This window comes from Nonomuraea sp. NPDC052116 (assembly GCF_040680035.1).
Classification (GTDB): Bacteria; Actinomycetota; Actinomycetes; order Streptosporangiales; family Streptosporangiaceae; genus Nonomuraea; species Nonomuraea angiospora_A.
Map to the genome: position 1 here is coordinate 57,321 of NZ_JBFAWA010000026.1, position 26,483 is coordinate 83,803.

Sequence of the window (26,483 nt, forward strand, 5' to 3'; positions counted from 1 at the left end):
CTCTGCCCCCAGCGCGGCAGTGCTGATCTGGCGGGGCCGGCGCGGTCCTCTAGGTCCCTCTCCCGTTCTGCGCTGCCCGGTCCGATTCGGGCAGCTGCCAGGCGGCCGTCCACAGCCGCGTTCCCGAGCGGCGGTCGAGGCGGCGCAGGAACGACAGGACGCCCGCGGTGCCGGTGCTCCAGGTGTAGGCCGCCTTGTCGAGGTCGTTGCCGGGGAAGACGGGCTGCGCCGGCTCGCCGCCGGCCCGTACCAGCATCCGCTCGGCGATGTTCTCGGCGTGGCGCCAGTAGCCGTCATCGCCCGTGACCATCGCCAGGTCGATCAGCGCCTCGCCGATGCCCGCCAGGCCGCAGCACTGAGAGACCACCCAGGCTTGCGGTGCGACGACCAGGCACGCCCGCGCGCCCCGCTCGGCCAGCTCCAGGTAGCGGTCCTCGCCGTACGCGCGGGCCGCGCGGGCCAGCGTGCCGGTGATGCCCGACATGCCCTGGCACCAGGAGGCCCCCATGGCGCGGGCATCCGGGCCGTGCAGCTCGCCGATCAGCGCCTCGGCCTGGACGGCCAGCGCCGCCAGCCGCTCCCGGGCCGCCTCGCCCGCCGCCCGGTCGCCGGTGGCCTCGTGGTAGGAGAGCAGGAAGTCCACGCAGCCCGCGTCGCCGTGGGCGTACGCCGTGTCGACCGACACGCCGGAGCCGGGCTGGGCGGGTGCCACGGCGTCCTGCGACCGCGTGACCTCACCGGCGATCAGCAGCCGGGCGCACTCGGCGGCGATCCGCAGGTGCCGGGCATCGCCGGGGTCGATGGCGGCCAGGGCCAGATGGCCCGAGCCGATGCCTGCCACGCCGTGTGCCTGGTCGGCCCGCTGCGGGCCGTCGATGGTGACGGGGGCCGGCGCCGCCAGATCCGGCGCGGCGCTCAGACGGGCCGCGGTCAGGAACAGCGCGGTTCCGGTACGGCCGAAGTACAGCGAGGGCGGGAGCTTGGCGGGCGGCATCACGCGGGCCGTCCACCGGGCCAGGTCAGCGGCCACGGCCTTGGACTCCGGGTGGTGCAGCAGTTCCATGCCGACTCCGGCACTGCCGCCGTAGACGTTGGTGACCGGCGGGCTCTCCCGGCGGGCGTCCTCGGGCGCGGCCATCAACTGCTCGGCGAAGGCCGCGCACTCGCGCACGGTGTGGTCGAGCGCCTTGGACAGCAGTTCCCCGGTGAGCCTGGGCGGGGAGGGCAGCTTCCACCGTCCCGCCTGCGGCTGTTCGGTGGCGGGCTGCCCGTCGCCGAAGCCGGTCACGGCCGGTACGGGGCGCGGCCGGTTCGCCGGAGCCGGTCCGTGGGCGGATCTGAGCTCGGCGGCGGCGGCGGTGCGGTCGGCGGGGTCGAGGCTCAGCAGGCCGGGCAGCAGGCCGAGGACGCCCGTCGTGACGTCCGGGAACATCCCCGCCAGGCACATGAGCGTGCGCTCGACGTTGCGGACCGGGTCCGGGCCGATCATGATCGGGTTCATCCCGGTGGCGGCGAAGAACAGGGTGGCGCCCAGCGAGAAGTAGTCGTCGGCGGGCACGGAGGCACGGTCGGTGTGCTGGTCGGGAACGCTGTAGCCGCGGCTCCAGCCGGGCAGCTGCAGCCCGTCGTACCTGCTGTTGCCGAAGTCGATCAGGGTGCAGCGGCCGTCCTCGCCGAGCACGACGTTCTTGGGCGACAGGTCGCGGATGACGACGCCGTGCGCGTGCACCGCGTCGATCACCTCCAGCAGCCGGACGGCGAGTGTGCCGAGGTCGCGCTCGCCGGTGGCGGGCTCCTCGGTGAACAGGCCGTTCTCCGCGACGAATCGGTTGAGGTCGCGGCTGCCCGCGTCGGTCATGACGAGGAACTCGTCCTCGCCGTGCCGGAAGTGGTCGATCGGCTCCGGTACGCCTGCCACGCCCGTGAGCGCCTGCAGGACGCGCAGCTCGTTGCGGAGGTACATCCGCAGGTCCCAGCCCTCGACGTTCTCCCCGACGTACGCGCGGGCCTCCTTGACCACGACCCGCCGCCCGGCGGCGTCGGTGGCGCGGTAGACGTTTCCGCGCGGGCCACGCACGACGCCGGACGTCACGCGGTACCGGCCGCCGATGAGCCGCCCGCCCCCGTCGGCGGCCTGCCCGGTTGTCTGCCCGGCTGTCTGCGCGGGCGGCAGCGTGCCCAGCGACGGCCGTTCGTCAGGCTCCGACGGGCCGGCCCCGGCAGGCTCCGTGGGACGGAACGGGTCGGTGGCCCAGGGCGGGCAGGTGAACTCGGGACCGGCCGCGCCCGGCAGTTGCTCGCCGTCCGGCCCGATCACGATCAGCTCGAAGTCGCCGTTCTCGTCCACGCGGTACTGCGGGGCGAACGGGGCATACCTGTAGTACACCGGAGCATCGGGGCGGACCCGCCGATCGCTGACGATGCGCGGGGCCGACAGTCCGGACAGGGCGTCGGCGAGGGCGTGGCCCAGTTCGACCACCGCGTCCTGCTCCGGGTAGACCGTCATGGCCTTGCCCACGGCGCCCGGGTCGACGTCGCCGGAGTTGAGCTCCATGAGCCTGTGGGTGGAGCGGGCGACCTTGAAGGCGCAGCCGGTGCCGGCCAGGATCGGCAACGCGCGGTCAAGGGTGTCGTTGAGGGTGCCGGGACGTGCGGAAATGTGGATTTTCCAGCCCTGCAATGGAATGTCGTGGTGAGGGTCGTGAACGCTGATCCACGTGTCGTCCTCGTATATTTCCCTACCATTCGACTCTGCAAATTGGGTAAGGCGGTCGAGCACATTAAAGTCCACGGTCATCCCTCGATAACGGAGCGCATCGGCCTGATATGAGAAAAAGGCCATCAGAGCACCGCCGACGGCCTTTCCCCAGCACCTCTCGTCACCACGCTCGACCGCGTGGGATCAGGTGCTTCACACGATGGACGGGCAGCACGGGAAGCTGCTGCAGACCGTACGCTTGCAGGTGTTGACGCAGGCCTGGGGGCCGTGGAGCAGCTTGTTCAGCTCGCCTTCGAAGTCGACGGCGAGATCTTCGTACTCCAGGACTCCGGCGTCGCGGGGCTCCAGGGCGAGGACCGACATAAGGGCTCCTTCCTTGGCCACCTATGGGCGGCCGACGTAGGGATCCGAGCGTCGGGATGACACCGGTAGGCACCATTCCCGCGCTCCGCCCGCGACCGGGAACCGGCTAGATGTTCCCGCGTCGCAAGCAAACGGACGCATTATGTGCATATATCCGGAAGCATGTCCAGAGGTAGCCGTAACGGCCAAAAATGTGTTTACATGCGCCTTTACAGTGGGAGTTCGATCTTCTAGATTGACGTGCGTGATGGGGGGATCTCTGGCGCGCCTGTCTCCGAACGGCGCCCTCGCGTGAGGCTCTGGCGACGCCGACGCAGGACGAGCGTCCCGGACGACCGTTCGGGGCTCGTGGCCCAGTACTGGGAGAGCCACGACGAGCACCTGCTGACCGCCACCCTCGGCACGATCGCCCGCAGGCTGCCGTCCTTGGTGGCCGCCGCGCTGCGGATGGCGTGGGAGGCCAGTCCCCGTGACACGGTCGTGGCCCTGGCGGGCAACCTCGCGGCCGGCGTCTTCACGGTCTTCGGCCTGGTGGCCACCTCCGACGTGCTGGCCTCGCTGCTGGCCGCCGGTCCCACACCCGATCGGGTATGGACCGCGCTGCCCTCGCTGCTGCTCGTGGCCGCCGCCACCGGGTTGCGCGGAGCGCTGCTGGCCGGTGCCGGATGGGCGCAGGCCCGGCTCAAGCCGCTGGTCGAACGGCTGGCCGAGACCCGCCTGTTCGAGCTGACCACCCGGGTGGAGCTGGCCGCGTTCGACGACCACGACTTCCACAACGCGATGCGCCGGGCCCGCGACAGCGGCGTGCCCGACACCGCCACCGTGGTGGAGACGACGATCGCCGCGGTCACCGGCGCGGTGGGCGTGCTGGCCTCGGCCGTGGCGCTCGGCCTGCTGCACCCGGTCCTCATGCCGTTGCTGCTGGTCGCCGCCGTGCCGGCGGGATGGGCCGCGGTACGCATGGCGCGGCTGGGCTACCAGGCGTTCTACCGGCTGTCCGCCGCGCGGCGGCGCAAGTTCATGCTGTCGGACCTGATGGCCGAACGGCAGCCCGCCGCCGAAGTGCGGGCGTTCACGCTCCGGGACTTCCTGCTCGGCCAGTACGCCAAGGTCGCCGACCTGGAACAGGACGTTCAACTCGACGTGGCAAGGCGGCGGGCCGCGACCAAGGCGGGCGGCGACCTGCTGACCGGCCTGGCCACAGCCGGCGTGTACGTGGTGCTCGGCGTGCTGCTGGCCGTCGGCGTGATCCCGCTGTCGGTGGCCGGCGCGGCCGTGCTGGCGATCAGGACCGGGCAGGTGTCGCTCACCGCCCTGATCCAGACCATGAACCGGCTCTACGAGGCGGGCCTCTACTTCGGCGACTACCTGGCCTTCCGCGAGCTCGCCCGGGAGCGCGTCCCCCCGCGGCCGGCAACCCCTGCCGAGCCGGCGCCGTTCAGCCTGCTGACGGCCGAGAATGTCACGTTCACCTACCCCGGAGCCGACCGGCCCGCACTGTCGGGCGTCAGCGTGACGGTCGGCCAGGGCGAGGTCATCGCCCTGGTCGGCGAGAACGGCTCGGGCAAGACGACCTTGGCCAAGCTGCTGGCCGGGCTGTACCGGCCGCAGGAGGGCACGATCCGCTGGGACGGCGTGGATCTCGACGCGTTCGACGGTGACGCGTTGCGGCGGCGGATCTCCGTGATCGCCCAGGATCACACGCGCTGGCCGCTCACCGTCCGCGAGAACATCGTCATGGGGCACCCCCTGGAGGAGGACCGGCTTGCCGCCGCCTCCGCCGCGGCGGGTGCCGACGAGGTGGTGGCACGGCTGTCCGACGGCTATGACGCGCTGCTCGACCGCCGCTTCCGGGGCGGCCACGACCTGTCGGGCGGCCAGTGGCAGCGCATCGCCGTGGCGCGCGGTTTCTACCGCGACGATGCCGCGCTGGTCATCTTCGACGAGCCGACCTCGGCCCTGGACGCCCGTGCCGAGCACGCCCTGTTCGAGCGGATCCGCGGCCACGCCGCCGGCCGCACCGTCGTGCTCATCACCCACCGGCTGGCCAGCGTCCGCTACGCCGACCGCATCTACGTGCTGGACGGCGGCGCGATCGCCGAGCAGGGCACGCACGCCGAGCTGATGGAACGCGCCGGCCAGTACGCCGGCATGTACGAGCTGCAGGCCTCGGCCTACCACCAGACGGTGCCATGATCGTCGCCGAGTCGGCGTATCTCGCTGTGACCGCGGTGCTGCTGGTCGCGGCGCTGGTCAAGCTGCGGGACGTGCCCGGCTTCGCCCGGTCGGTGGCCGGCTACCAGGTGCTGCCGGGCAGCCTGGCCGGGCCGGCCGCGGTGGGCGTGCTCGTGGCCGAGCTGGCCGCCGGCGGGCTGCTGCTCGCTCCAGGCGGCCGTCGGTGGGGCGCCGTGGTGGCGGCGGCCCTGTTCGCCGCGTTCCTGGCGGCCATGGCCTCCGTGACGCGGCGCCGGATGGCCGTGGACTGCGGGTGCTTCGGCGGCCGTGACCTCGTCGGGGCCGGCACGCTGCTCCGTACCGGCCTGCTGCTGGTCCTCGCGATGACGGCGGCTCTGACCGAGCCGGTCGCGTTCGCGCCCGTCCAGCTTCCGGTTGCGGCGGTCCTGCTCGGGCTGGCCTTCCTGCCCGCGCGGCTGCTCCGTGCGGAGAGAACCTCGTACGGGCCGCGTCCCGGCAGGCGCTTCGCGCTCAACGGCAGGCCGGAGCCGGCCGGCGAGCGGACGATGTACGCGTTGGTCTCGCCGGCGTGCGGGTTGTGCAAGGCGATGCTGCCGGAGTTCGTCGCGACAGCCGACCGCCTGGAGGTCGCGCTGGTCAGCGCGGTGGAGGGATACGGTGGCGCCGGGCTGCCCGTGATCGTGGACCCGGAGGTCTTCGACCGCAACGACATCCCGTGGCCGCCGTACGTGGTGGTGACCGACCGCACCGGCACCGTCCTGTCGGCGGGCGGCGCGGCCGATCCGGCACAACTGGAGCAGGTACTGTCTCGCGCCGAAGCGGTCGCTCCCCGAGACGGGCGATGACACGCGGGACGCCTGTCGATCTCGCGGCGCCCCGGGTATCGTGATCGCCCGCCGGCCTCAGGCTTTGAGGGCTCGGTCGATGAGATTTCGCATCCGGTGTTCCTCCTCCGAATCGTCGCGGGGCTCGGGCTTGAGCCGGAGCTTGTCCTTGAGTATTTGCGCGAAGGGCTTCATCGACCAGCTGGGGAGGACCTCCGCCGCGCGACGCAGCGCCGCCAGGGCGACCGTCGCGTCGGGCTCTTCCATGCCCGGGATCGTGAAATCCGCTATCGCCTGCCCACACAGGACCCTGAGGGCGTCGGGATCGAGGGATTTCACGCCTGTCAAATTCGTCAGCGCGATCAGCTCGCCGGCGAGATAGCGCCGGGTCTCGATCGAGACGCCGGTCGTCGTCGTCGCGAAGAACGCGATGAGCATCGGCAGCACGTCCGGCTTGTACCGCACGTTCTGGCACGCGAACGCGCAGTACGAGGCCATGATGCTGTCCCGGTACCGCGCGATGTCGGCATCGTCCTCGTTTTTGACGCCGCCCAGCGCTTTCCAGTGGTCCTTCACGCCTTTCAGGGTCAGGGTGGCCTCCGTCGTCGGCTTCTTCTGGCCAGGGGGCATGCCGGTCGCCAGGTGGCCGAGCGCGTAGAAGTACTCGACCATCGCCTGCTTCGACTCGTGGCCGGTGTTGATGCGCGTGTACCAGTCCTCTTGTTGACCTTCTGTCGGTTTTCCCCACGGCCCCGGGATCAGGTCGACGAACGACGTCCGCAGGAACGAGAAGCTGCCGCGCCAGTCGACCAGGGCGAGTTTCTGGAACAGCGCGGCGATCTCGCCCTCGGGCTTCGAGCGCAGGAGCAGGGGGATGCCGTCCACGTACGGAGACCCCAGGTCCGTATGCGTGACCGGCCAGCAGAACCTGTTCACGAACTCGGCGTTACCGGAGGCGCTGCGCATCAGCGCCTGCTCGTCCTGGTTGCCGTGCTTGAGCATGTGTATCACGAGCTGTCCCTCGTCATGCCGGGCGAGATCGAGGTCGAGCTCCTGCAGCCGCGCCTCAGCCTGCGTGCGCTGGGATGCGTAGCCGTCCTGCTTCGACAACACCGTGAGGTCGCCGGCGGCGACCTTGCCGGTGCCGAAGGAGGCGTACTTCTGGAAGCTCTTGCACAGGAACACCTCGAGGCTGCCGTCGGCGATGGCGTCCTTCAGGCCGTTGAGCACCTCGTCGAGCCGGGTCCGGCCGGTGGACGGGTCGAGCCCGTCCTCGACGGTGGTGTCGAGTATCAGCGCGAACGGCGGGTCATCCCGCTTGCGTGTCTTCAGGCTCTTGAGCACGCCGTCCACGAGGGTCTTCGCCGGTGACGACTCGAAGGGCGTGCTCGGGTTCAGCGCCGCGACCATGACATCCTCGCGCGGCTTCGCTATCTCCCCCTTCTTGAGGTTGCCGAGCAGCATCCCGGTCTCGAAGTAGTCGATGCCCTCGGTGGGCCGCGAGACCTGGTCGGTGCGCCGCGACGACAGCGCGATGTACAGCGCCGTCCCGAGCGCGTCCATGCCGCTGGTCATGAGGTGGCTGCTGAGCTCGATCTCCCTGCCGACGTACGGCGCGATGCTCGGCGCCCGCTTCAGCAGGACGTCCTGCATCGTCTTCCAATAGTCGACACGTCCGTAGTTCTTGGCAGCGGCGAGCACGACGGCGATCTCGTCCATCATGAGGTCGACCGCGCGCAACGCCGTCGACGGGTTCGGCTCCTCGACGACGATGTCGAGGAGCCGGCCCAGCGAGCGCAGGGCGTCGGCGGTCAGCGCGTCGCGGCGGTCCGGGCCGAGCTTGTCGGTGAGGCCGAGCAGGAGGTGCTCGACCATGGCGCACACCGGCGCCAGCTCGCCCTTGCCGCGCGCGGTGTCCTGCAGACGGGAGAACGCGCTGGAAGTGATGAGCTGCGCGAGGTCGGCGTGCGCGTCGACGGTGAAGTTCGGCGGAAGCGACTTCTTGCCCGCGTCCATGAGCTCGTAGAGCTGGTACGCCGACGGCGTCGCGCCGATCCCCTCCAGGATCTCCTTCCACTTCAAGGAGGGGTCGCTGGCGCCCCTCAGCACGCTGATGCCCGTATCCCCCTTGAGCGGCCGGATCTCGAGCTTGGCCAGCACCTTCGGGTCCAGCACCATCTCGAGCTTGCGCAGCACGCGTGGGCTGTTGACCAGGATGTCGCCCTCTTGCAGCTTGTGGTCCGCCTGCAGCTTCTCCGCGAAGTCGTCCAGGGCTTCGCCGAAGGACGTGCGCCAGTAGCTGGACTCGACGTCGTGCTGGGTCGTCAGGTTACTCTGGCCGGTGCGCTTGCTGCCCGCCGTACGGAAGCCCACCTGCTTGACGATGTGCTCCTGCGCGGGGGCCGCCACCTTCCTGAGCGCCGTGCGGCGCAGCTCCGAGTATGGCTCCCCGCCGCTGCTGATCAAGGTGATGTCAGCCAACGCCTTTTTGAGGTAGGCGATCGACGAGGCGTCCTCCTCGTCGTCGGTCCGCTTCGCGAGCTCGACCAGGTCGACGGTGCCCGTGGCGAGGTCGAGCGCCTCGAACGATTCGTTGCGGCCCGGGGCGCGATCGCCCTCAGGCTGCTTCTGCGGCGTCTTGAGACGGACCCCGGCGGTCGCCTTCAGGAAGTCGAGGGCGAGGTTGCCTCGGAGTTGCGTCACGATGAGCCGCGACATCGTGCTGCGCTCATACGCCGAGCGCTGGGCCAGCATCTCGGCCATGCGCTGCGCGGAGAACGTTGTGTCCTGCAGCGCCTTCGCCACCACCTTGGCGGTGGCCGGGTCGGGCTTCTCGGTGAACTTCTGCCAGCCCGGCGGCGTCGATGTGGAGATCGGTGCGGAGGGGACGGACACGTCACGCTTCGTGATAGGTAAGTCGGACATGTCGGATATGCCAGGCGTGATCTTTTCTGGTCCGCCGATCGTACGCCTGCGCTGACGCTTGTTCTTGGTCGCGCTGATGGTCGGTTTCTTTTTCATGACCCCCCAGCCATTCTGCTCAAGGCTCCCCCGGCCTGATGACCGATCGATCGTCCACCTTCTGGCCGAGCGTGCAAAGGTTCCCTGTCCGCCACATTCGTGGCGCGCTGCTCTGAGTTGCGGCTCCCTGATGCTCAGAGCGCCAACGACACCGGCTCATGAAGGGCCCGGTCGACGATCGCGCGCAGCTTCATCGCGTCCGGTGACTTGTCGGCGTTCGCGAGCTTGGCTTTGAGCTTGCCGGCGATGGCCTTGAACTCCCAGGCCGGGAGCACCGCGGCCGCGCGAACCAGCGACGGGAGGAGACGCGCGTCGAGGATCGTTCCCGGCATCACCGCCATCGAGAGCAGTTCGCCGGCGAGATAGCGCTGGGTCTCGATCGTGACGTCTGGCGCCGGGCTCGCGAAGAAGTCTCCGAGCAGCGGCAGCGCACTGGTCTTGGGCCGCAGGTTCTGGGCCGCGAACGCGCAGTACGAGGCCCTGATGCTGTTCCGGTACTGCGCGGTGTCGGTACCGTCCGGAGCGAGGGCCAGCGCCTCCAGGTGCTTGCGCACCATCGCGATGTTCAGCCGGTCGAGGTCGACCTTGCCGTCTGACCTCTTCTCGCCAGGGAGCGTGTCGCTCTCCAGATGGCCGAACGCGTAGAAGTTCTCGACCATGGCCTGCTTAGACTCGTGGCCGGTGTTGATGCGCACGTACCACTTCTCCTCAGGCTTGTCCGCACCGTACGGCCCGGGGATGCCGCCGACGTACGACGTCCGCAGGAACGAGAAGCTGTCGCGCTGATCGATCGTGACGAGCTTCTTGAACAGGTCGTCGGCCTTGGCCGGCGCGCGCAGGAGCAGGGGGATGCCGTCCACGTACGTGGACCCCTGCGCGCGGTCCTGCCCGTTGATCGGCCAGCAGAACTCGTCCACGAACTTGGCGTTGTCGGCGGCGGTGCGGATCAGCTCCAGCTCGTCTCGATGTCCGTGCTTGAACATGTGCACCACGAGCTGCGTCTCGTCGCTGCGGGCGAGATCGAGGGCGCGGTCCTGCAGCAGCGTCTCGGCCCGCGCGGACGCGGAGTTGAGGTTGCCCTTCTTCGACAGCATCGTGAGATCGCCGGCGGCGACCTTGCCGGTGCCGAACGAGGCGTACTTCTGGAAGCTCTTGCACAGGAAGACCTCGAGGCTGCCGTCGGCGATGGCGTCCTTCAGGCCGCCGAGCACGACGTCGAGCTGGGTCTTGCCGCCGGGCGACTTGGGCGCGACCTCGATGGTGCTGTCGAGTATCAGCGCGAACGGCGGGTCACCCTTCTTGCGCGCCTTCAGAGCATCGCGCACGTCGGCCACGAGTTTGTCCGCTGATGGCGCGTCGAAGGGCGTGCTCGGATTCAGCGCCGCGACCAGGACGTCGTTGCGCGGGCGCACCGCCTCGCCCTTCTTGAGCTTGTTGAGCAGCAGCCCGGTCTCGAAGTAGTCGATGCCTTCGGTGGGACGCGTGACCTGATCGTGGTCCCGCGACGACAGCGCGATCGACAGCGCCGTCCCGAGCGCGTCCATGCCGCTCGTCATGAGGTGGCTGTTGAGCTGGACCTCCTGCCTGTCCACCAGCGGTGCGATGCCCGGCGCCCGCTCCAGCAGGACCTGGCGCATCGTGTCCTGATAGTCGACCCGCGTGTAGTTCTTGGCCACGGCGACCACGATGCCGATCTCGTCCATCATGAGGTCGACCGCGCGCATCGCCACCGACGGGTTCCGCTCGTTCTGCACGACGATGCCGAGGAGCCGGCTCAGCGAGTTCAGGGCGTTGGCGGTCAGCCCGTCGTAGCGAGAGGGGCCGAGCTCGTCGGTGAGGCCCAGCACGAGGTGCTCGATCATGGCGCACACCGGCGCCAGCTCGCTCTTGCCGCGCGCGATCTCCTGCAGGCGGGAGAACGGGCCGGAGGTGATGAGCTCCGCGAGGTCGGCCCGCGTGTCGACCTTGAAGTCGGTCGGGGGCGACTCCTTGCCCGCGTCCATGAGCTCGTAGAGCTGGTACGCCGACGGCGTCGCGCCGAGCTCCTGCAGGATGCTGTTCCAGTCGATGGTGTACTTGCCGGTGCCGCTCAGCACGCTGATGCCCGACGTCCCGGCGAGCGGCTCGATCTTGAGCCCGGCCACCACGTCGGGGCCCACCATCATCTCGAGCTTGCGCAGCACGCGCGGGCTGTTGACCAGGAGGTCGCCCGGACGCAGCTTTCCCTTCTCCTGCAGATCCTTCAGCAGGCCCTGCAGGTTGTCGCGGAAGTTCGTGCGCCAGTAGGAGGCCGCCAGCTGGTTCTGGGGCGACAGGCCGCTCTTGTCGGTGCGCTGGGTCTTGGCCGCGCGGAAGCCGATCTGCTCGACGAGGTGCGCCTGTGTCGTGTCCGTCAGATCGAGCTTTTGCTTGATCTCGGTGCGGCGCTTGTCCGAGTAGCCCGTCGTGCCGCCGAGGGAGTTGACGAGCTTCAACGCCTCCGTGAGGTTGCCCATGGCCGAGATGTCGCGCACCTCGTCGATACGCTGCTCGAACCCGGCCAGGTCGGCGGTGATCTTGTCCGACGCGAGGTCGAGCGCCTCGATCTGCTGCCGGTCGCGGCCGTGCGAGGTCTTGACGGGCGGTTCCCCGAGCGTCTTCGGCGGCAGGAGGTCGAGGCCGTGGAGCAGGTTCTCGTGCTGCGGCGCCGGCTGCTCCTCGGGCGGCTGCGGCGTTTTCGGCGTCTCCATCGCCGAGCGGGTGAGACGTACGGCGGCGGTCGCCTTCAGGAAGCCGCGGAGGACTTCGCCGCCGAGCCGGGAGGCGATGAGCCGGGACATGGCGCTGCGCTCGAGCGCCGGGCGATCGGCCAGCGTCTCGGCGATGGACTGCACGGACGCGAGCGCGAGGCGCGGGCTCATCTTCTCCAGGGCCTTCGCCACCGCTTTGGCGGTGGCGTCGTCGGGTTTCGCGGCGAACGCCTGCCAGTCCTTCTGCAGCGGCCCGGACGTGACGGAAACGTCATGCTTGGTCAAGGTGAACATGGAAGTATCCGTGCCGCCGGCCCGGAAGCGCTTCTTCGCGGCGGTCGTGCGCTTGCTGCTGCGTGCGCCTTGACGTTGATTCCGCATGATCGTGATCCCCCACCCGTCCTCTGGAGACTGCCCCCGTCCGAGGAACGATGGTCCACCGCTGAGCCGGGTGAGCACAGGTGGCTTTGCCGCCATATTCGTGGCGCGGTTTCTGCGCTTGTATCTGTGAGGGCGCGGACCGCTCTGTGGAGTCGGTCCGGACTACACAGGCTTCTCTGAGGGGGGACGCATGGCGGGCAACGAGCCGATCCCGAGCTACGAGGAACTGTTCGACGACACGAATCTCGATCACCGGCAGGAGGACGAGGCCAGGACGGTCTACTCGCCCGGGGCCTATCTCGCGGATCTCCTGGGGCTGCTCGAGACCGTTCTGGAGCAGCCGGCGCTGCTCGGCGACGACCGGCGCGCCGACCTGAAGAAGGTCCTGCTGGACGGGGAGAACACCTTCGGCGAGGCTCCCTACCTGGACATCGTCATCGAGCTGCTGGAGAGGCTCGCCGGGGACCAGCCGTACGAGCGGATGCGGCAGCGGCTGAAGTACCCGTTCGGGATGCCGTTCTCGCTGGACGAGGAGCGCTTCAAGACCTACCTCCGGCACCTCAGGACCGGACCGGACGAGCTCTACCGGATCTTCGCTCCGGTGGCCGACGCCGACACGGTGGCCCGGCTGTTCCTGGGATTGTCCGCGGAGGCCGTCACGCATCTGACGTCGCCTGCGGACGAGGCGGGGATCAAGGCGTTCTACGGGCTCGCACCACAGGATGCGCTGACCTCGCTCGCGGATGTGGAACGATTCAAGCAGGTGACGGGCCTGTCGGCGCTGCAGTTGCGGGAGCTGCTCGGCGAGCCGGACGACCTCGTGCGCCCGCCCAAGGACTCGTACGTCAACCAGGGCAGCCAGCCGGTCACCATGTCGCCGGACGGCACGCGGCTGGAGGGGGCCACCTCCGGCTGGTACGACCGGATCAGCCGGATCGTCCGGCTGACCAGGTGGACCGGCCTCGGCCTCAGCGACCTCGATCGCGTCCTGACCACGTGCTGCGGGAGCACGCTCGACGCGGCCGCGCTGCGGATCACCGCGCTCGCCGTGCACCTGCGGCAGGGCTACGACCTCACCGTCGACGCGGTGTGCGGGCTGGTGGCGGAGGTCGAGCCGGTGCCCGAGGAACTGCCCGCGATGTCGGGCGACATCCTCGGCCCGCACAACAAGGAGTACCGCCGCAAGCTGGCCATCGGGATCGGGACCTCCGAGAGCGACATCATGGAGACCGTGCGGCGCTACCGCGACCGCTACAGCGCCCTGGAGCCGAGCCCCTTCGACCGTGGCCCGATCGGGTCGTCGCAGATCGCGCTGCTGCGGCGGACCGGCAGGCTGACCTCGGCGCTCGGCATGTCCGCCGGGGAGCTGTTCGACCTGCTGGGGGTGCTGGAGAGCGACCCGTCGCTGTGGCGGTATTCCACGTTCTCCCTCCTGGGCGGGGTCGAGCCGGAGACGCAGGACTGCTACCGCATCCTGGAGGGCGGCGACCCCGCCTCCGGCCTGTGGCTGGCCCAGACGCTGCTCGCGGTCGCCCGGTGGATGCAGGACGGCGGCTTCGGCGCGCAGGAACTGGCCGAGATCCTGGGGAGCAGGTCCGGCGGGTCCAGTGGGTCCGGCGCGTCCGGCGGGGATGACCGGCTCGCGGTGCTGGAGGGCCTCGACCAGCGGTTCCAGGCGGTGGCCATGGAGCCGGCCATGTTCGAGGGCGAGCGCTTCGGGCCGCGGGCCGCGCAGGCCGTACACGACGTGCTGGCGACCCACACCGGCGCGGTGGTGTCGGGACGCGACGCCCGGCTGCTGCGCCTCGACCCGGACACGGTGGCCGTGGCCGCGTACGAGGCGGTCACCTCCCTCGGCATGATCGTCGACGACGACCTCATCGGGCTGGGGCTCGGTGAGCGGCTGGCCGGCAAGATCCGCGCGCAGCTCGTCTTCAGCGGACGGCTGCGCGCCGACGGCACGCTCGTCACCGAGGGCATGCCCGAGACCGACTACGCCCTGAACCTGGAGCGGGACTTCGCGTCGTTCAAGGAGGCGCTGTTCAAGCTGATCAACAGCGTCGGCAACGGCACCTCGTCCTTCTACCCGTCCGATCTGGCCACGGTCGGCAACCTGTCCCAGGGCCAGCTCGACGAGCTGTACGACAACCTGATCTTCCACGGGTACGTCGACGAGGAGGGCGCCGTCCAGGATCCGGCGTTCTTCGCCGACGAGGAGAACGTCGAGGCGTTCCGCGTCAACGCCGGCCTGTCCGACGTCGCCCCCGAGGTGCTCACCCTGCTGCGCCGGCGCATCGACGCCTTCCGCGCCGAGCCGCTCGTCCTCGACCCCGGGCTTCTCACGGGGCTGCGGCTCAGCGAGGCGCGGCTGGCCCGGCTGATGGACGGGCTGCGCTTCAACGGCTACATCGACGAGAACGGCCGCTATCTGAACAAGCAGGCGCTGGCCGCGCTCCAGCCCGCCGACTTCGCGCTGCCGCCCGAATTCCACCCGCACCGCAACGCCGTGCTCGACGCCGCGAAACGGCAGATCGGCGAGCTGGAGGCCGAGCTCTACACCTTCACCCCCGAGGACTTCACCGAGGTCGCGGACCTGGCGATGGCGCAGCGGGCGATGGCCGCGATGGAGGGCACCTATCTGAGCGACGGCTGGCCGGTCGCCGAGGTGGAGACGCTCGGCGACGGGTTCACCGCGGCCGAGACCGGCATCGTGGCCCGGCGGGTCGCCGAGTGCGCGCAGGACGAGCGGCCGTACCGGATCCACCTGGAGGCGCTGGGCGAGCTCGGTTTCGACGACGAGCAGCAGGGCCTGGTCGTCGAGAAGCTGATCGCGCAGGGACACCTCACCGACGGCCTGTCCGTGCCGCGCGAGGCGGTCCCCTTCTTCGCCAACCCGGCGAACGTCGTCAGCTTCGTCCTGCAGGGGCTGGAGGACTTCGAGCGGGACGTGTTCTTCCTGCTGCACGCGGTCGCCGTGGCGCTCGCCGAGGCGGTCGAGGAGGTGACCGCCACGCTGGAGAACCGCGCCGGGCAGCAGCAGGAGGCGCTGACCTCCGCGCTGGCCGACGCGTTCGGCGTGCCCCAGGAGAGCGCCGCGGCGATCTGCGCGGGCGTCGCCGGCGGGCTGCCCGAGGCGATGGAGATCCTCATCCCGCCGGTCATCGCCGTCCCCCGGCGGCTGTCGGATCCGCACTTCCAGGCCGCCTACGAGCGCATCCGCCGCTTCGCGCTGCTGGCCGGCAAGCTCGGCATGGACGAGACCGAGGTCGCCGTCGCCTTCCACGACCAGGACCTGACCGGCAAATACCCCGAGCCCCTGGCCCTGCCGCCGGGCGTCGACGTCGTGGACGCGGTGCTGCGCAGCTCCGACGGCCATATCTACGTCTTCGCCGGCGACGTCTACTGGGCCTACTCCGCCGACACGTACGCCCTGCTCGACCCCAGGTCCAAGGCGCTGACCGAGCTGTCGCCCCGGTTCACCGGGCTGACCCGGGTCGACGCCGCCTTCGCCTTCCCCGGCGGCGCCGAGTGGATCGTCGGCCGCGCCGTCGAGCGCGACGAGGGTGACGAGGTCCCCGAACGGGAGGTCTCGCGCCTGTTCGTCAAGGAGCCGGGCAGCATCCGCTGGGCCCCGCGTGACCAGCTGTGGGGCAAGGTCAGGAACAACTTCGAGGCCCCGCGCCGGATCGACAGCGCGTACGTGGACGAGAACGGCATAACCTACCTGTTCTGCGCCGACCAGTACATCCGATACTCGAGCCCCGATTTCACGACAGTCGACGAGGGCTACCCGCGCGGCGTCGCCGAATGGTGGCAGGCGGAGGGCCACGACACGCCGCTGCCCGAGGCGTTCACCGGGGCGCTCGACGCGGCCTTCCAGGACGTGGACGGGCATGTCCACCTGTTCGCGGGCGGCCGCTACTTCGAGATCGGCGGGCAGGAGCAGCCGATCTCCGCCCGGTGGGGCCGCATCCGCAACGCCTTCGACGGCGCGCAGAGCCTCGACTGCGCGTTCACCGGCCCCGACGGCAGGACGTACCTGTTCCGCGGCAACCAGGTGGTCCGTTACACCGACAGCGTGGAGAACGACGGCGTGCGGGTGGACGACGGCTATCCGCGGCGGATCGAGACCGAGTTCACCCGGCTGCCCGGTGAGTTCCACACTGACGTCGAGGCGGCCTTCACCGAGCCCGTCTCGGGGATGGTGCACCTGTTCAAGGACGGCAGGACGGTCTCCTTCGCCGCCTCCGGCGGCGGCGTGCCGCAGCCGACGGCCGAGCGCTGGGGCAGGGTCGCCGACGTGCTGGCCGGCGGCGCGGTGGACGCCGGGCTCGTGGGCATGGACGGCAAGACCTACCTGTTCAGCGGCGAGAGGTACATCCGCTACTCCGGCGCCGACTACGCCGTCGTCGATCTCGGCTACCCGCGCAGGATCGCCGGTGACTGGGGAGGGCTGCGCAAGGTCGGCGCCGCCTTCGTGATGGACGGAAAGACGTACCTGTTCGGCCAGGGCGGCCACCTGTTCGACGTGCCGCTCGCCCAGGAGCCGGAACTGAACGAGGGCCGCCTGTCTCCCGCGCTGCGCCGCCACTTCCTGGAGCACGGCCTGACCCTGGCCGAGAAGGCCACCGTCACCGCCGAGGGCACGGACGAGTACCGGACGTGGCACGTCGGCACCGAGCAGGGCATCGCGCTGACGCTCCGCAGGAACCCGCTGCACATCCAGGTGCACGCCGACGGCGGCGACTTCCACGTCCGCTACTCCACCAGGGACTACGCCACCCCGGACGCCGGCTACCCCAAGCCGGTCTCCGACAACTGGTGGAACCTGCCCGCCTCGCTGGCCGCCGACCCCCGCTTCGCGGTCATCGACGCGGTCTTCACCGACGGCACCGGCCGCACGTACCTCTTCGCCGGCAACAGCTTCGTGGTGTCCGACGCCCGGCACCGCTGGTGGTCGGAGCCGCGCACGATCGACGGCCACTGGGACAGCCTGCTGCCCTTCACCTGGGTGGACGCCGCCTTCGTCGGCAAGGACGGCCGGACCTACGTCTTCTCCGGCGACCGGTACATCCGCTTCTCCGGCGGCGACTACACCAGGGCCGACGACCGCTACCCGGCCTCGGTCCCGGCGTACTGGGGCAACGTGGTCAACAGGATCGCCCGGACGGGCCTGGTGGACGCCGCGCTGACCAGGACCGTGACGGAGGAGATCGACGGCAGGAAGGTGGACAACCACTACACCTACCTGTTCTCCGGCGACCAGTACGTGCGTTACCTGGGTACGGAGCTCGACCACGTACAGGACGGCTATCCGGCCGCTCTGTCCGCGCTGTCGCGGGAGCCCGGGATGGCGGCCCTGGACGTCACGCTCGACGGCGTGGACGCCGCCTTCGCCGACCGCCGCAATGTCCACCTCTTCCGCGCCGGCCGCTGCCACATCGTGTCCGACGGCCTCTACCGCCGCTACGACGACGCCTCGTTGAGCGGGCTGAGCTGCGCCTTCCTGGAGGACGGCAAGCTGCTGGCGGAGGACGGCGGCGGCTGGCGCCATCGCGCGGGCGTCGAGGCCGTCGAAGGCTTCGGGTTCGCGCAGGAGACCGGTACGCCGCGGTCGCTGCGCGCGGCGCCGGAGGAGTTCCGCAGTGGGCTCGACGCCGTGCTGCGCGGCGCCGACGGCACCACGTACCTGTTCAAGGGGCCGAACTGCGTCAACACCCGGCTGAACAGGCCGTACCTCCTCGCCGAGGAGTGGGGCAAGCCACGTAACACGATTTATCAGGACAACAAGGTGGACGCGGCGTTCGTTGGCAGGGACGGCAGGACGTACCTGTTCAGCGGCGACCAGTTCGTCGCCTACGCCGACCCGGGCCCCGCCGACACCGCAGCCCCCAACCCCGGCCTCACCATCGACGGCGAGCCACGGCTCATCTCCGAGCACTGGGGCGGCCTGGACGACGTCGCGCTCGCGTACGTGCGCGGCACGAAGACGTACGTCTTCGAGTCGCCCGACGAGGAAGGCCGCATGCGCTACCTCGTCTACTCCGGCACGGACTACACCGAGCCCGACGGCGAGCCGCAGCTCGCCGACGAGAGCTTCTGGCAGGTGCCCGAGCAGTACCGCATCCCCGGACACCCCGTGCCCGACGCGGTGCTGTTCGCGGGCGACACCATGCTCCTGCTGCTCGGCGAGCACTGCGTGCAGTACGACGAGCGGGCCGGCGCCTGGTCCTACCCGCGCCCGATCGAGCGGCTCTGGCCCGGTTTCGAGCGCATCCTCGAAGCCAGCCGGGAAGACGGTGACGCGCTGCGCACGGCGTTCACCGCGCCGGACGGCTCGACGTACTTCTTCCTCTCCGAGCAGTACTCCCGCCATGACGGGCACGACTTCGCCCCGCTCGCCGTCATCCGCGACCGGTGGGGCAGATCGCCCAACCCGTTCGTGCCCGACGACGCGACCGCCAGGATCGACGCCGCCTGCGTCTTCGGCGACGACACGACGTTCCTGTTCTCCGGCGACCGGTATGTCCGCTACACAGGCTCCGAATACCGTTACATCGATCCCGGCTACCCGAAGAAGATCGTCGGCAACCTGCGCCGCGAGGCGGCCTTCGCCAACCTGCCGGAGTCGTTCGACGACGCGGTCACCGGCCACGCGATCGACGCCGCCATCGCCAACGGCCGCACCGCCTACCTCTTCGCGGGCGGCTCCTGCCACGTCGTCTCCCGCGCCGCGACCGCCACCCGCGACCTCGCCGTCCTCGGCCGCGTCCGGAACAACCTCGTGGAGAGGGAGAAGGTGGACGCGACGATCGTCACCGGCGCGCACACCTACCTGTTCTCCGGCGACCAGTACGTCCGCTACACCGGCACCGAGTACGCGTACGCCGACGACGGCTACCCCCGCGCCATCCTCCCCGGCCTCGCCTTCGATCTGCGCATGCAGGACCCGCCCGCGGACTTCGCCGACGGCCTCGACGCGGCCTTCCGCACCCCGGGCCCCGCCGGCGTCGTCCACCTGATCAAGGGCGACCGCTGCCTGCGGGTCGGCGAACCGGCCGCGCAGCCCGTCAACGCCCTGTTCGGCAAGGTGCGCAACGCCTTCGCCGACGCCGGCCACCGGCTGATCGACGCCGCCTTCGCCGCGCCCACCGGCGAGCTGTACGCCTTCAAGGGCGAGCAGTACGTCCGTTACCGTCCGGGCGCGCTGGAGTTCGTGGAGGAAGGCCACCCCCGTACCGTCCGGGACGACTGGGGCGACCTGCCGGGCCGCTTCGAGTCCGGCGTCGACGGCGCCTTCGTCTTCGAGGACCGCACGTACCTGTGCAAGGGCGACGAATACGTACGCTACTCCCGCGGCTATCACGAGGTGGACCGCACCTACCCGCAGCGGTTCCGCTACCGCTGGGGCGGCACGGCCGACTACCGGCTGAGCGACGTGCACACGATCTCCAGGTTCATCGACCTCGCCCGGCGGCACCCGGACGGCCTGCCCGCCTTCCTGCTGGACCCGCCGGCCGTGGTGCAGGACCCGTACGCCTACCTGGGAGACCTGTTCGGCTGGGACGTCGACGAGATCAGGTGGGCCAAGCGCAACGCCGCGCTCCTGACCGCCGAACCCGAGGCCATCGCGGCCGCGGCGGTGAGCGCCGCACCGGTGCGGCGGGAGGAGGACCGCTTCGAGGTCGAGTTCCTGCTCCGCCTGGTCGAGCTGTTCACGCTCACCGACCGGATGGGGGAGGCCCCGTCCACGCTCTACACCGACGTGTGGCGGCCCGCCTTCGGCGACGCGCCCGCCCTGGCGACCGCGAACACCGCCCTCTACGGGATCATGGAGCGCCTGTACACCGGCGAGTGGGAGGCGCTGTCTGCCGCCGTCCACGACGAGATCAACGTGCTCAAGCGCGACGCCCTCGTCTCGATCGCCCCGGGCACCCCGGGAGAGCTGTACGACCGGCTGCTGGCCGACGTCGAGATGGGCGGCCAGGGCCGCACCTCACGGGTGCGCGAGGCCATCGCGGCCGCCCAGCTCTACGTGCACCGCTACCTGCTCGACCTGGAGCGGGTGACGGTGCCGGGCGGGCGTGACCCGGAGGAGACCAGGCGGCGGATCAGGACCTGGTGGGCCTGGCTGAAGAACTACCGCCTGTGGGAGGCCAACAGGAAGGTCTTCCTCTACCCGGAGAACTACCTGCGCCCCGAGCTGCGCGGCTCCAAGACGCCCGCCTTCCGCGCCCTGGAGGACGACCTGCTGCAGGGCGAGATCACCCAGGAGAAGGTGGAGCAGGCGTACAAGCGCTACCTCGACGAGTACACCGAGGTCTCCAGGCTCTCGATCGCCGGCGGTTACGTCTACCGCGCGGACGGCGCCGAAGCGGGCGTCCGGCGGCTGGTGCTGTTCGGCCGGACCAGGACCGAGCCGAGGCGCTACTACTGCCGCGAGGCGGAGTTCAGGGACGACGGGCGCCTGTCGGCCACCTGGGAGCCGTGGCTGAAGGTCGACGCGCAGGTCGAGGCCGAGATCGTCTACCCGGTGCACGCCTTCGGCCGCATCTTCGTCTTCTGGCCCACGGCCGAGGCGGTCGCGCCCGAGCCCGGCGCCCAGACCACGCTCACCGAGCAGCAGAGCGGCGACAACCGTACGCTCACCCCGCCGCCGCCCAAGTACCGCGTGCGCGTCAACTACTCCTTCCGCAACCTCAACGGCGAATGGGTGCCCTCGCAGGTCCTGCCCCTGGAGGACGTGCTGGACGCGCCCGTCGACGCCGTCAGCCTGTACGTCCAGGCGTCCGCCACCGTGCCGGTGCCGGATGGCGGCACGCACGACACCATCCTGATCACCTGTACCTACACGGTCGCCAAGCCGGAGGGCCCGCAGAAGGTGCAGTCGGCGTTCGCGCTGACCCCCGAGCTGTACGCCATCCGCGCCGAGGGCGTGCCCGAGCCGGTGCGGCCGTCCCGGCTGGAGCAGATCTTCGGCGAGCCCATCGAGGAGTCCAAGGTCGTCCAGCTGACCCTGCCGGCCGGGGCCGAGAGCGACCCGTGGATGAGCGTCGACCACAAGGGCGGCAGCTTCCTGTGCCGGCCGATCGCCCCGGAGGGCAGCGGCGAGGAGCCGCGGCAGCTGAGCGGCAATCCTGACAAGCTGCCGGTGTGGTCCCCGATCCACGCCGCGGTCGAGCTGCCCGGCGGCGTCAGGTACTTCTTCAACAACACCGGTGAGAGCGGCTCCGGTCCCTACTACGTGGAGGTCTCCGCGACCCGGACGACCGCCACCCGCCTCAGCAAGCCGCTGACGGCCGAACGCTGGGGACACGTCCCCACCCCCCTGTACAACGACAAGGCCGGGGTCGACGCCGCCATCGTCAAGGACGGGTTCCTCTACCTGTTCTCCGGCGCGTACTACTACCGCTACTCCGGTGCCCCCTTCGGCAGGATCGACGTGGGCTATCCGAAGCTGATCAACGGCAACAAAGAGGGTTTCCCGCAGTGGGACAAGGTGGACGCCGCCGCCGTCGACGCGAACGGCGTGGAGTACTACCACTCGGCCGGGCAGCACGTGTGGATGCGCCGCACCCTTCCCGGCAACCCCCTGGAGACCTTCCAGCCGCCGTGGGCGACCGGCAACACGCCGGTGGGGGCGCTCCTGATCCGCGGCGACGACGTCTTCCTCGTGAACGGCGACTCCTACCGGCGCGGGGACAGCCAGAACGAGCGCACGAGCCAGCTGCGGGGCAACAAGGACGGCCTGCCGCAGTCCGGCCCCGTCAGCGCCCCCTTCCGCCACGGCGAGAGCGTCTACTTCTTCAACAACGACACCCACACCTACCTGTCCATCACCCGCGAGGAACCCGGCAAGGGCCGGGGACAGTCCGGCAACGGTTCCAGGGAATACGTCCAGAGCGAGCCGTCCCCCATCAAGCCCCTGGGCGTGGCCAGGACGGCTGTCACCGACGAGGGCGTCGACGCGGCCTATGTCGTCCCCGGCACCGGCGGCAAGGACGCCACGTTGTTCCTCGCCAGGAACCTCGAGTACGTCCGCTACACGCTCAAGGGCGGCGAGGTGGCCGCTCTGGCCGACCCCGGCTATCCCAAGCCCATGAGCCGCCGCGTCCGGGCCGTCTTCCAGCGCTCGGGCCTGCGCTACGTCTTCAGCGACCAGGACTACACGGTGCTGCGGCCCGGCGAAGAGCTGGCGTCCATGAAGGAGTTCTCCACGGTCAGCGGCAACTGGGGCGGCCTGCCCGACGGCTGGGAGACAGGGCTGAACGGCGTGCTCGACAGCACCGACCTCTTCCTGTTCCTCGGCTCCACGTACGTCACCTACCCCTCGTCGGTGAAGGTCCAGCGGCCGTACGAGATCGCCGCGCTGCCGCACGAGGTCATCAGGCTCACCTCCAGCACGGCGTACAGGCTGAACAAGGCGTTGCTGGAGGGCGGCGTGCCCGCGCTGCTCGCGCCGGAGATCCAGGAGCTCGACGAGCTGCCGTCCTTCAGCACGCGGGTCTCCGACGCCACCACGATCATGGTCACCGAGTCGACCGCGGAGCAGGGCGTGCCGGCCGGCACGCACCTGGACTTCAACAGCGGCAACGGCATCTACTACTGGGAGGTCTTCTTCCACGCTCCCACGCTCATCGCCCAGGCGCTCAACGCCGCCCAGCGCTTCGACGACGCCCGGACCTGGTACGAGTACGTCTTCGACCCCACCATGCCGCGATACTGGCGGTTCCTGCCGTTCCTGGCGGCGGACGTCGAGGCGCTGGTCCAGAGCTGCCGCGACGACCTGGCCGAGCTCGCCCGCCGAGGGGCCGACGTGAGCAAGCCGGCCGGCGAGCTGGAGGCGATCCTGGTCAAGGTGGAGCCGATGGCCCCCGCCTTCCAGCACCAGCGCGAGCTGAGCGAGACCGAGAAGGACTACCTCGCCGAGCTGCCGTCCGGCGGGCCGTCGACCGCCGGACTGCCACCGATCGAGGAGGCGCTCAACGCGCTCGAGGCGCCGCCGGGGGCCGGGCCGGCGCTGAAGGGCCTGCTGGAACGCATCGCCCTGCTCGGCCGGCTGCGCCAGCAGTACGACCTCATGGGCGACCGGGCCGCGCTGCTGAAGGCGTACCTGGAGGATCCCTTCGACCCGCACGCCATCGCCGAGCTGCGTCCGCCGGCCTACCGGCGCGCGGTCGTGATGGCGTACGTCGACAACCTGCTCGACTGGGGTGACCTGCTCTTCAGGCAGTACACCGCCGAGAGCGTCGACGAGGCCAGGATGCTCTACATCTTCGCCTACGACCTGCTCGGCGAGCGGCCGCCCGAGGACCTCGGCCCGCGGGCCCTCACGCCCGCGCTCACCTACGAGGAGCTGCGCCGGGCGCCCGAGGACGATGGGCTCCCCGAGCTCACCGCGGGCGGCGCGATGCTGGAGAAGGCGGGCGAGGTGCACGCCAGCGTCGCGGGACCGTACTTCCACGTCCCCGCCAACGGCGTCTTCCTGGAGTACTGGGACCGCGTCGAGGACCGGCTGCGCAAGATCCGGGCCTCGCTCGACATCATGGGCGTCAGCCGGCCGTTGCCGCTGTTCGAGCCGCCGGCCGACGTGATGGCGCTGGTGCGCGGGGCGGCGGCGGGAGCCTCGCTCGACCGGCTCGCCGCCGCCGCGACCCTGCCGGTGCCGCACTACCGCTTCTCCTCCGTCTTCCGCAAGGCGCAGGAGCTGGTGGACAAGCTGCGGCAGTTCGGCGGCGACCTGCTCAGCGTGCTGGAGCGGCGCGACTCCGAGGAGCTGGCGCTGCTCAACAATCGGCACGAGGGCACGATCCTGGCCCTCACCCGCGCCGTGCGCGAGGCGGAGGTGGAGATCGCCGCCCAGGGCCTGAGCGAGGTGCAGGTCAGCGAGCAGGGCGCGCAGAACCGCGTCGACCACTACGAGGGGCTGATCGCCGCCGGGCTGACGCCGCTGGAGCAGGCGCAGCTCGGCATGATGTCCGCGGCGGTCGTCGCCCACGTCGTCGCGACCGGTTTCCAGGCCGGCGCGGCCATCGCCTCGGGCCTGCCGGACGTCCTGCTGGGCCTGTTCATCATGGGCACCAAGCTGGGCCGCGAGCAGGTGACGGAGGCCCTGGAGCACGGCGGCGAGGCCTCGTCGTCGGCGGCCGAGGCGCTGAACGTCATCGGCGAGCTGCTCGGCATCCGTGCCGAGCAGGAGCGGATGGTGAGCGACTGGACCTTCCAGCTCGCCCTCGCCCGCAACGACGTGGAGCAGCTCGGCCACCAGGTGAAGGCAGCCGAGTTCCGGCTCAAGGCCGCCCAGCGCGAGCTGCAGATCCTGGATCAGCAGATCGCCAACCAGGAGGCCGTCGGCGCCTTCATGACCGGCAAGTTCACCAACCTCCAGCTGTACCAGTGGATGTCGGGGCGGCTGGCCGGGCTGTACTTCCAGACCTACTCGATGGCGTACGACATGGCGCGCTCCGCGCAACGGTCCTTCCACTACGAGCGGGGCGTCCCCGAGGGGGAGGCCGACTACATCCAGCCGCTCTACTGGGAGAGCCGGCGCAACGGCCTGCTCGCCGCGGAAAGCCTGGGGCTGGACCTGGAGCGGCTGGGCAAGGCGTGGGTCGAGAGCGACCGCCGCGGCCTGGAGATCATCAAGAAGGTGTCGCTGCTGGCGCTGGACCCGGTGGCCGCGCTCGGCCTCCGCACCACCGGCCGCTGCGAGTTCGCCCTGACCGAGGCCCTCTTCGACCGCGACTTCCCCGGGCACTACCGCCGGCGCGTCAAGACGGTGTCGGTCACCTTCACCGGCCCGGAGGGGCCGATCGCGCTCAACGCCGTGCTGACCCAGCTGGACAGCAGAACGGTGCTCGCGGCCGATCCCAAGGCCGTCAAGTACCTCCTCGACCCCAAGGGCCCGATGCCGGCGACGTTGCGCGCCGACTGGCGCGGCGGCCAGCAGATCGCACTGTCGGACCTGGAGGAGTACAAGGACAACAACGGCCTCTTCGACCTTCGCTACGACGACGACCGTTACCTTCCCTTCGAGGGCACCGGCGCGGTCTCCCGGTGGCGCCTGGAGCTGCCCTCCGGCGGCGCCCCGCAACTCATGGACGTCACCATCACCGTGAAGTACTCCGCCGAACAGGGCGGTGAGCTCTTCGCCGGCGCGGTCAAGGGCATGCTCAAGCCCTATGCCACGGCTCGCTATTGCGACATCCCGGCGGAGTTCCCCGAGGAGTGGTCGACGTTCGTCGACGGCTCCGACGACACGCTGACCCTCCCGTTCACCCCGGACATGTTCCCCGGCATGACCGGCCGCGCCATCACCGGCGTGTACGCCCTGTACTCACCGGCCGGCTCGGCCCGCTTCCTCCTCAACGGCGAACGACGCCTGACCCTCAACGAGGGCAAGCTCCTGCCGACCCCCGGCCTCACCGCCGGGACCTGGCGTCTGGTCCTGGAAGGCGACAAGTCCGCTCTCGAAGGCCTCGGCCTGATCGTGTCCTACCGCGCCCGCTAGCGGGCTCTCCCGTGCCCCCGGCCAGTCCTGGTCGGGGGCACGGGCCGTACCGCGTCCCGTCGCCGTGCCCTCGGCACGTCCGGACAGAGAAACCCGACCGGCCGCGTGGGCACACCCGCTGCCCCATGACCAGCTCCACGCCCCTGTCTGGCGTCACTGCACATGACAGTGAAGCCTAGGGACGACCTGGGCACTGCCATTTAGATGACCATCTAATAAATGTGGCCGAACGGCATTCAAGTTGGCAGCGTGACCCGAACCCTGTTCGGACGCCTCTGACTACTTTCGGATGACCTCGCGGCGAGGCAGCAAGTGACTTCCCGCGGCCTCCGCACCGATGGGCCGTCGACCGCGCTGGCGAGGCCTCCGCTACCGCTTCCTGCTCGCGCCGCGCCGACCGAAAGTCGTGTGCGACGAGGTCAGGCTACCGGGCGGAACCCCGGTTGTCGGCGCACGGTGCATTCAGCATATATTCATAATATGGCCGTTATATGGCGCCATCCTTTACAGTGACCGAAAAGGCGCTTATAGCCGTGCAATCATCCAATAAAAGGAGCGATCTCAACACGTCGAAAAGCCGTAATCCTCAACACCGATGAAACCATCAACACCGAGTTGTGCACCCCTCAAGCAGTACGGGAAACAGTCGGCACCCTGAATCTGCCGGGAAGTCGTCACACCCTGACCGCCGCGGGCCCACTGGAAAGGCTCGCGAAACACTCGATCGCAGATCGAGGCAT

7 protein-coding genes are annotated in these 26,483 nt (G+C 70.1%); 3 read left to right on the forward strand and 4 right to left on the reverse strand.

Going from position 1 to position 26,483, the window contains the following annotated elements; translation table 11 throughout:
• Nucleotides 1–49: 49 nt before the first annotated feature.
• The gene (lanL, locus tag AB0L65_RS40350; protein ID WP_364257012.1) at nt 50–2,842 is read right to left on the reverse strand and encodes a class IV lanthionine synthetase LanL; all 2,793 of its coding nucleotides are present in this window, start codon (nt 2,840–2,842) and stop codon (nt 50–52) included.
• A 69-nt stretch (nt 2,843–2,911) separates the two neighbouring features.
• Complete coding sequence (locus AB0L65_RS40355) at nt 2,912–3,082, reverse strand: SflA family class IV lanthipeptide (protein WP_165974944.1); 171 nt, start codon at nt 3,080–3,082, stop codon at nt 2,912–2,914.
• Nucleotides 3,083–3,373: 291 nt separating this feature from the next.
• Here AB0L65_RS40355 and AB0L65_RS40360 point away from each other — a divergent pair, with 291 nt between their 5' ends.
• Nucleotides 3,374–5,278, forward strand: coding sequence for an ABC transporter ATP-binding protein (locus tag AB0L65_RS40360; protein ID WP_364257015.1), 1,905 nt, complete (start codon nt 3,374–3,376; stop codon nt 5,276–5,278).
• Nucleotides 5,275–6,123, forward strand: a complete 849-nt coding sequence (locus AB0L65_RS40365; RefSeq protein WP_364257018.1) for a MauE/DoxX family redox-associated membrane protein — start codon at nt 5,275–5,277, stop codon at nt 6,121–6,123. The genes AB0L65_RS40360 and AB0L65_RS40365 overlap by 4 nt, the downstream gene beginning before the upstream one ends.
• Before the next feature lie 57 nt (nt 6,124–6,180).
• Here the strand turns inward: AB0L65_RS40365 and AB0L65_RS40370 are convergent, their stop codons facing one another.
• Both AB0L65_RS40370 and AB0L65_RS40375 read right to left on the reverse strand, forming a co-directional pair.
• A complete protein-coding gene (locus AB0L65_RS40370) occupies nt 6,181–9,027 on the reverse strand; it encodes a hypothetical protein (RefSeq protein ID WP_364257021.1) in 2,847 nt (948 codons plus the stop codon).
• Nucleotides 9,028–9,257: 230 nt separating this feature from the next.
• A complete protein-coding gene (locus tag AB0L65_RS40375) occupies nt 9,258–12,146 on the reverse strand; it encodes a hypothetical protein (protein ID WP_364257023.1) in 2,889 nt (962 codons plus the stop codon).
• Between the two features lie 277 nt (nt 12,147–12,423).
• Between AB0L65_RS40375 and AB0L65_RS40380 the strand changes: the two genes are divergently transcribed.
• Nucleotides 12,424–25,743 carry a hemopexin repeat-containing protein gene (locus AB0L65_RS40380; protein ID WP_364257026.1) on the forward strand — a complete coding sequence of 4,440 codons (13,320 nt, stop codon included), beginning with the start codon at nt 12,424–12,426 and terminating at the stop codon, nt 25,741–25,743.
• Nucleotides 25,744–26,483: the final 740 nt, after the last annotated feature.

Coding starts and splice junctions, on each gene's coding strand:
- AB0L65_RS40355 (WP_165974944.1), bottom strand. CDS start 3,082: ATGTCGGTCCTCGCCCTGGAGCCCCGCGACGCCGGAGTCCTGGAGTAC.
- AB0L65_RS40380 (WP_364257026.1), top strand. CDS start 12,424: ATGGCGGGCAACGAGCCGATCCCGAGCTACGAGGAACTGTTCGACGAC.
- lanL (WP_364257012.1), bottom strand. CDS start 2,842: ATGGCCTTTTTCTCATATCAGGCCGATGCGCTCCGTTATCGAGGGATG.
- AB0L65_RS40370 (WP_364257021.1), bottom strand. CDS start 9,027: ATGTCCGACTTACCTATCACGAAGCGTGACGTGTCCGTCCCCTCCGCA.
- AB0L65_RS40375 (WP_364257023.1), bottom strand. CDS start 12,146: ATGTTCACCTTGACCAAGCATGACGTTTCCGTCACGTCCGGGCCGCTG.
- AB0L65_RS40365 (WP_364257018.1), top strand. CDS start 5,275: ATGATCGTCGCCGAGTCGGCGTATCTCGCTGTGACCGCGGTGCTGCTG.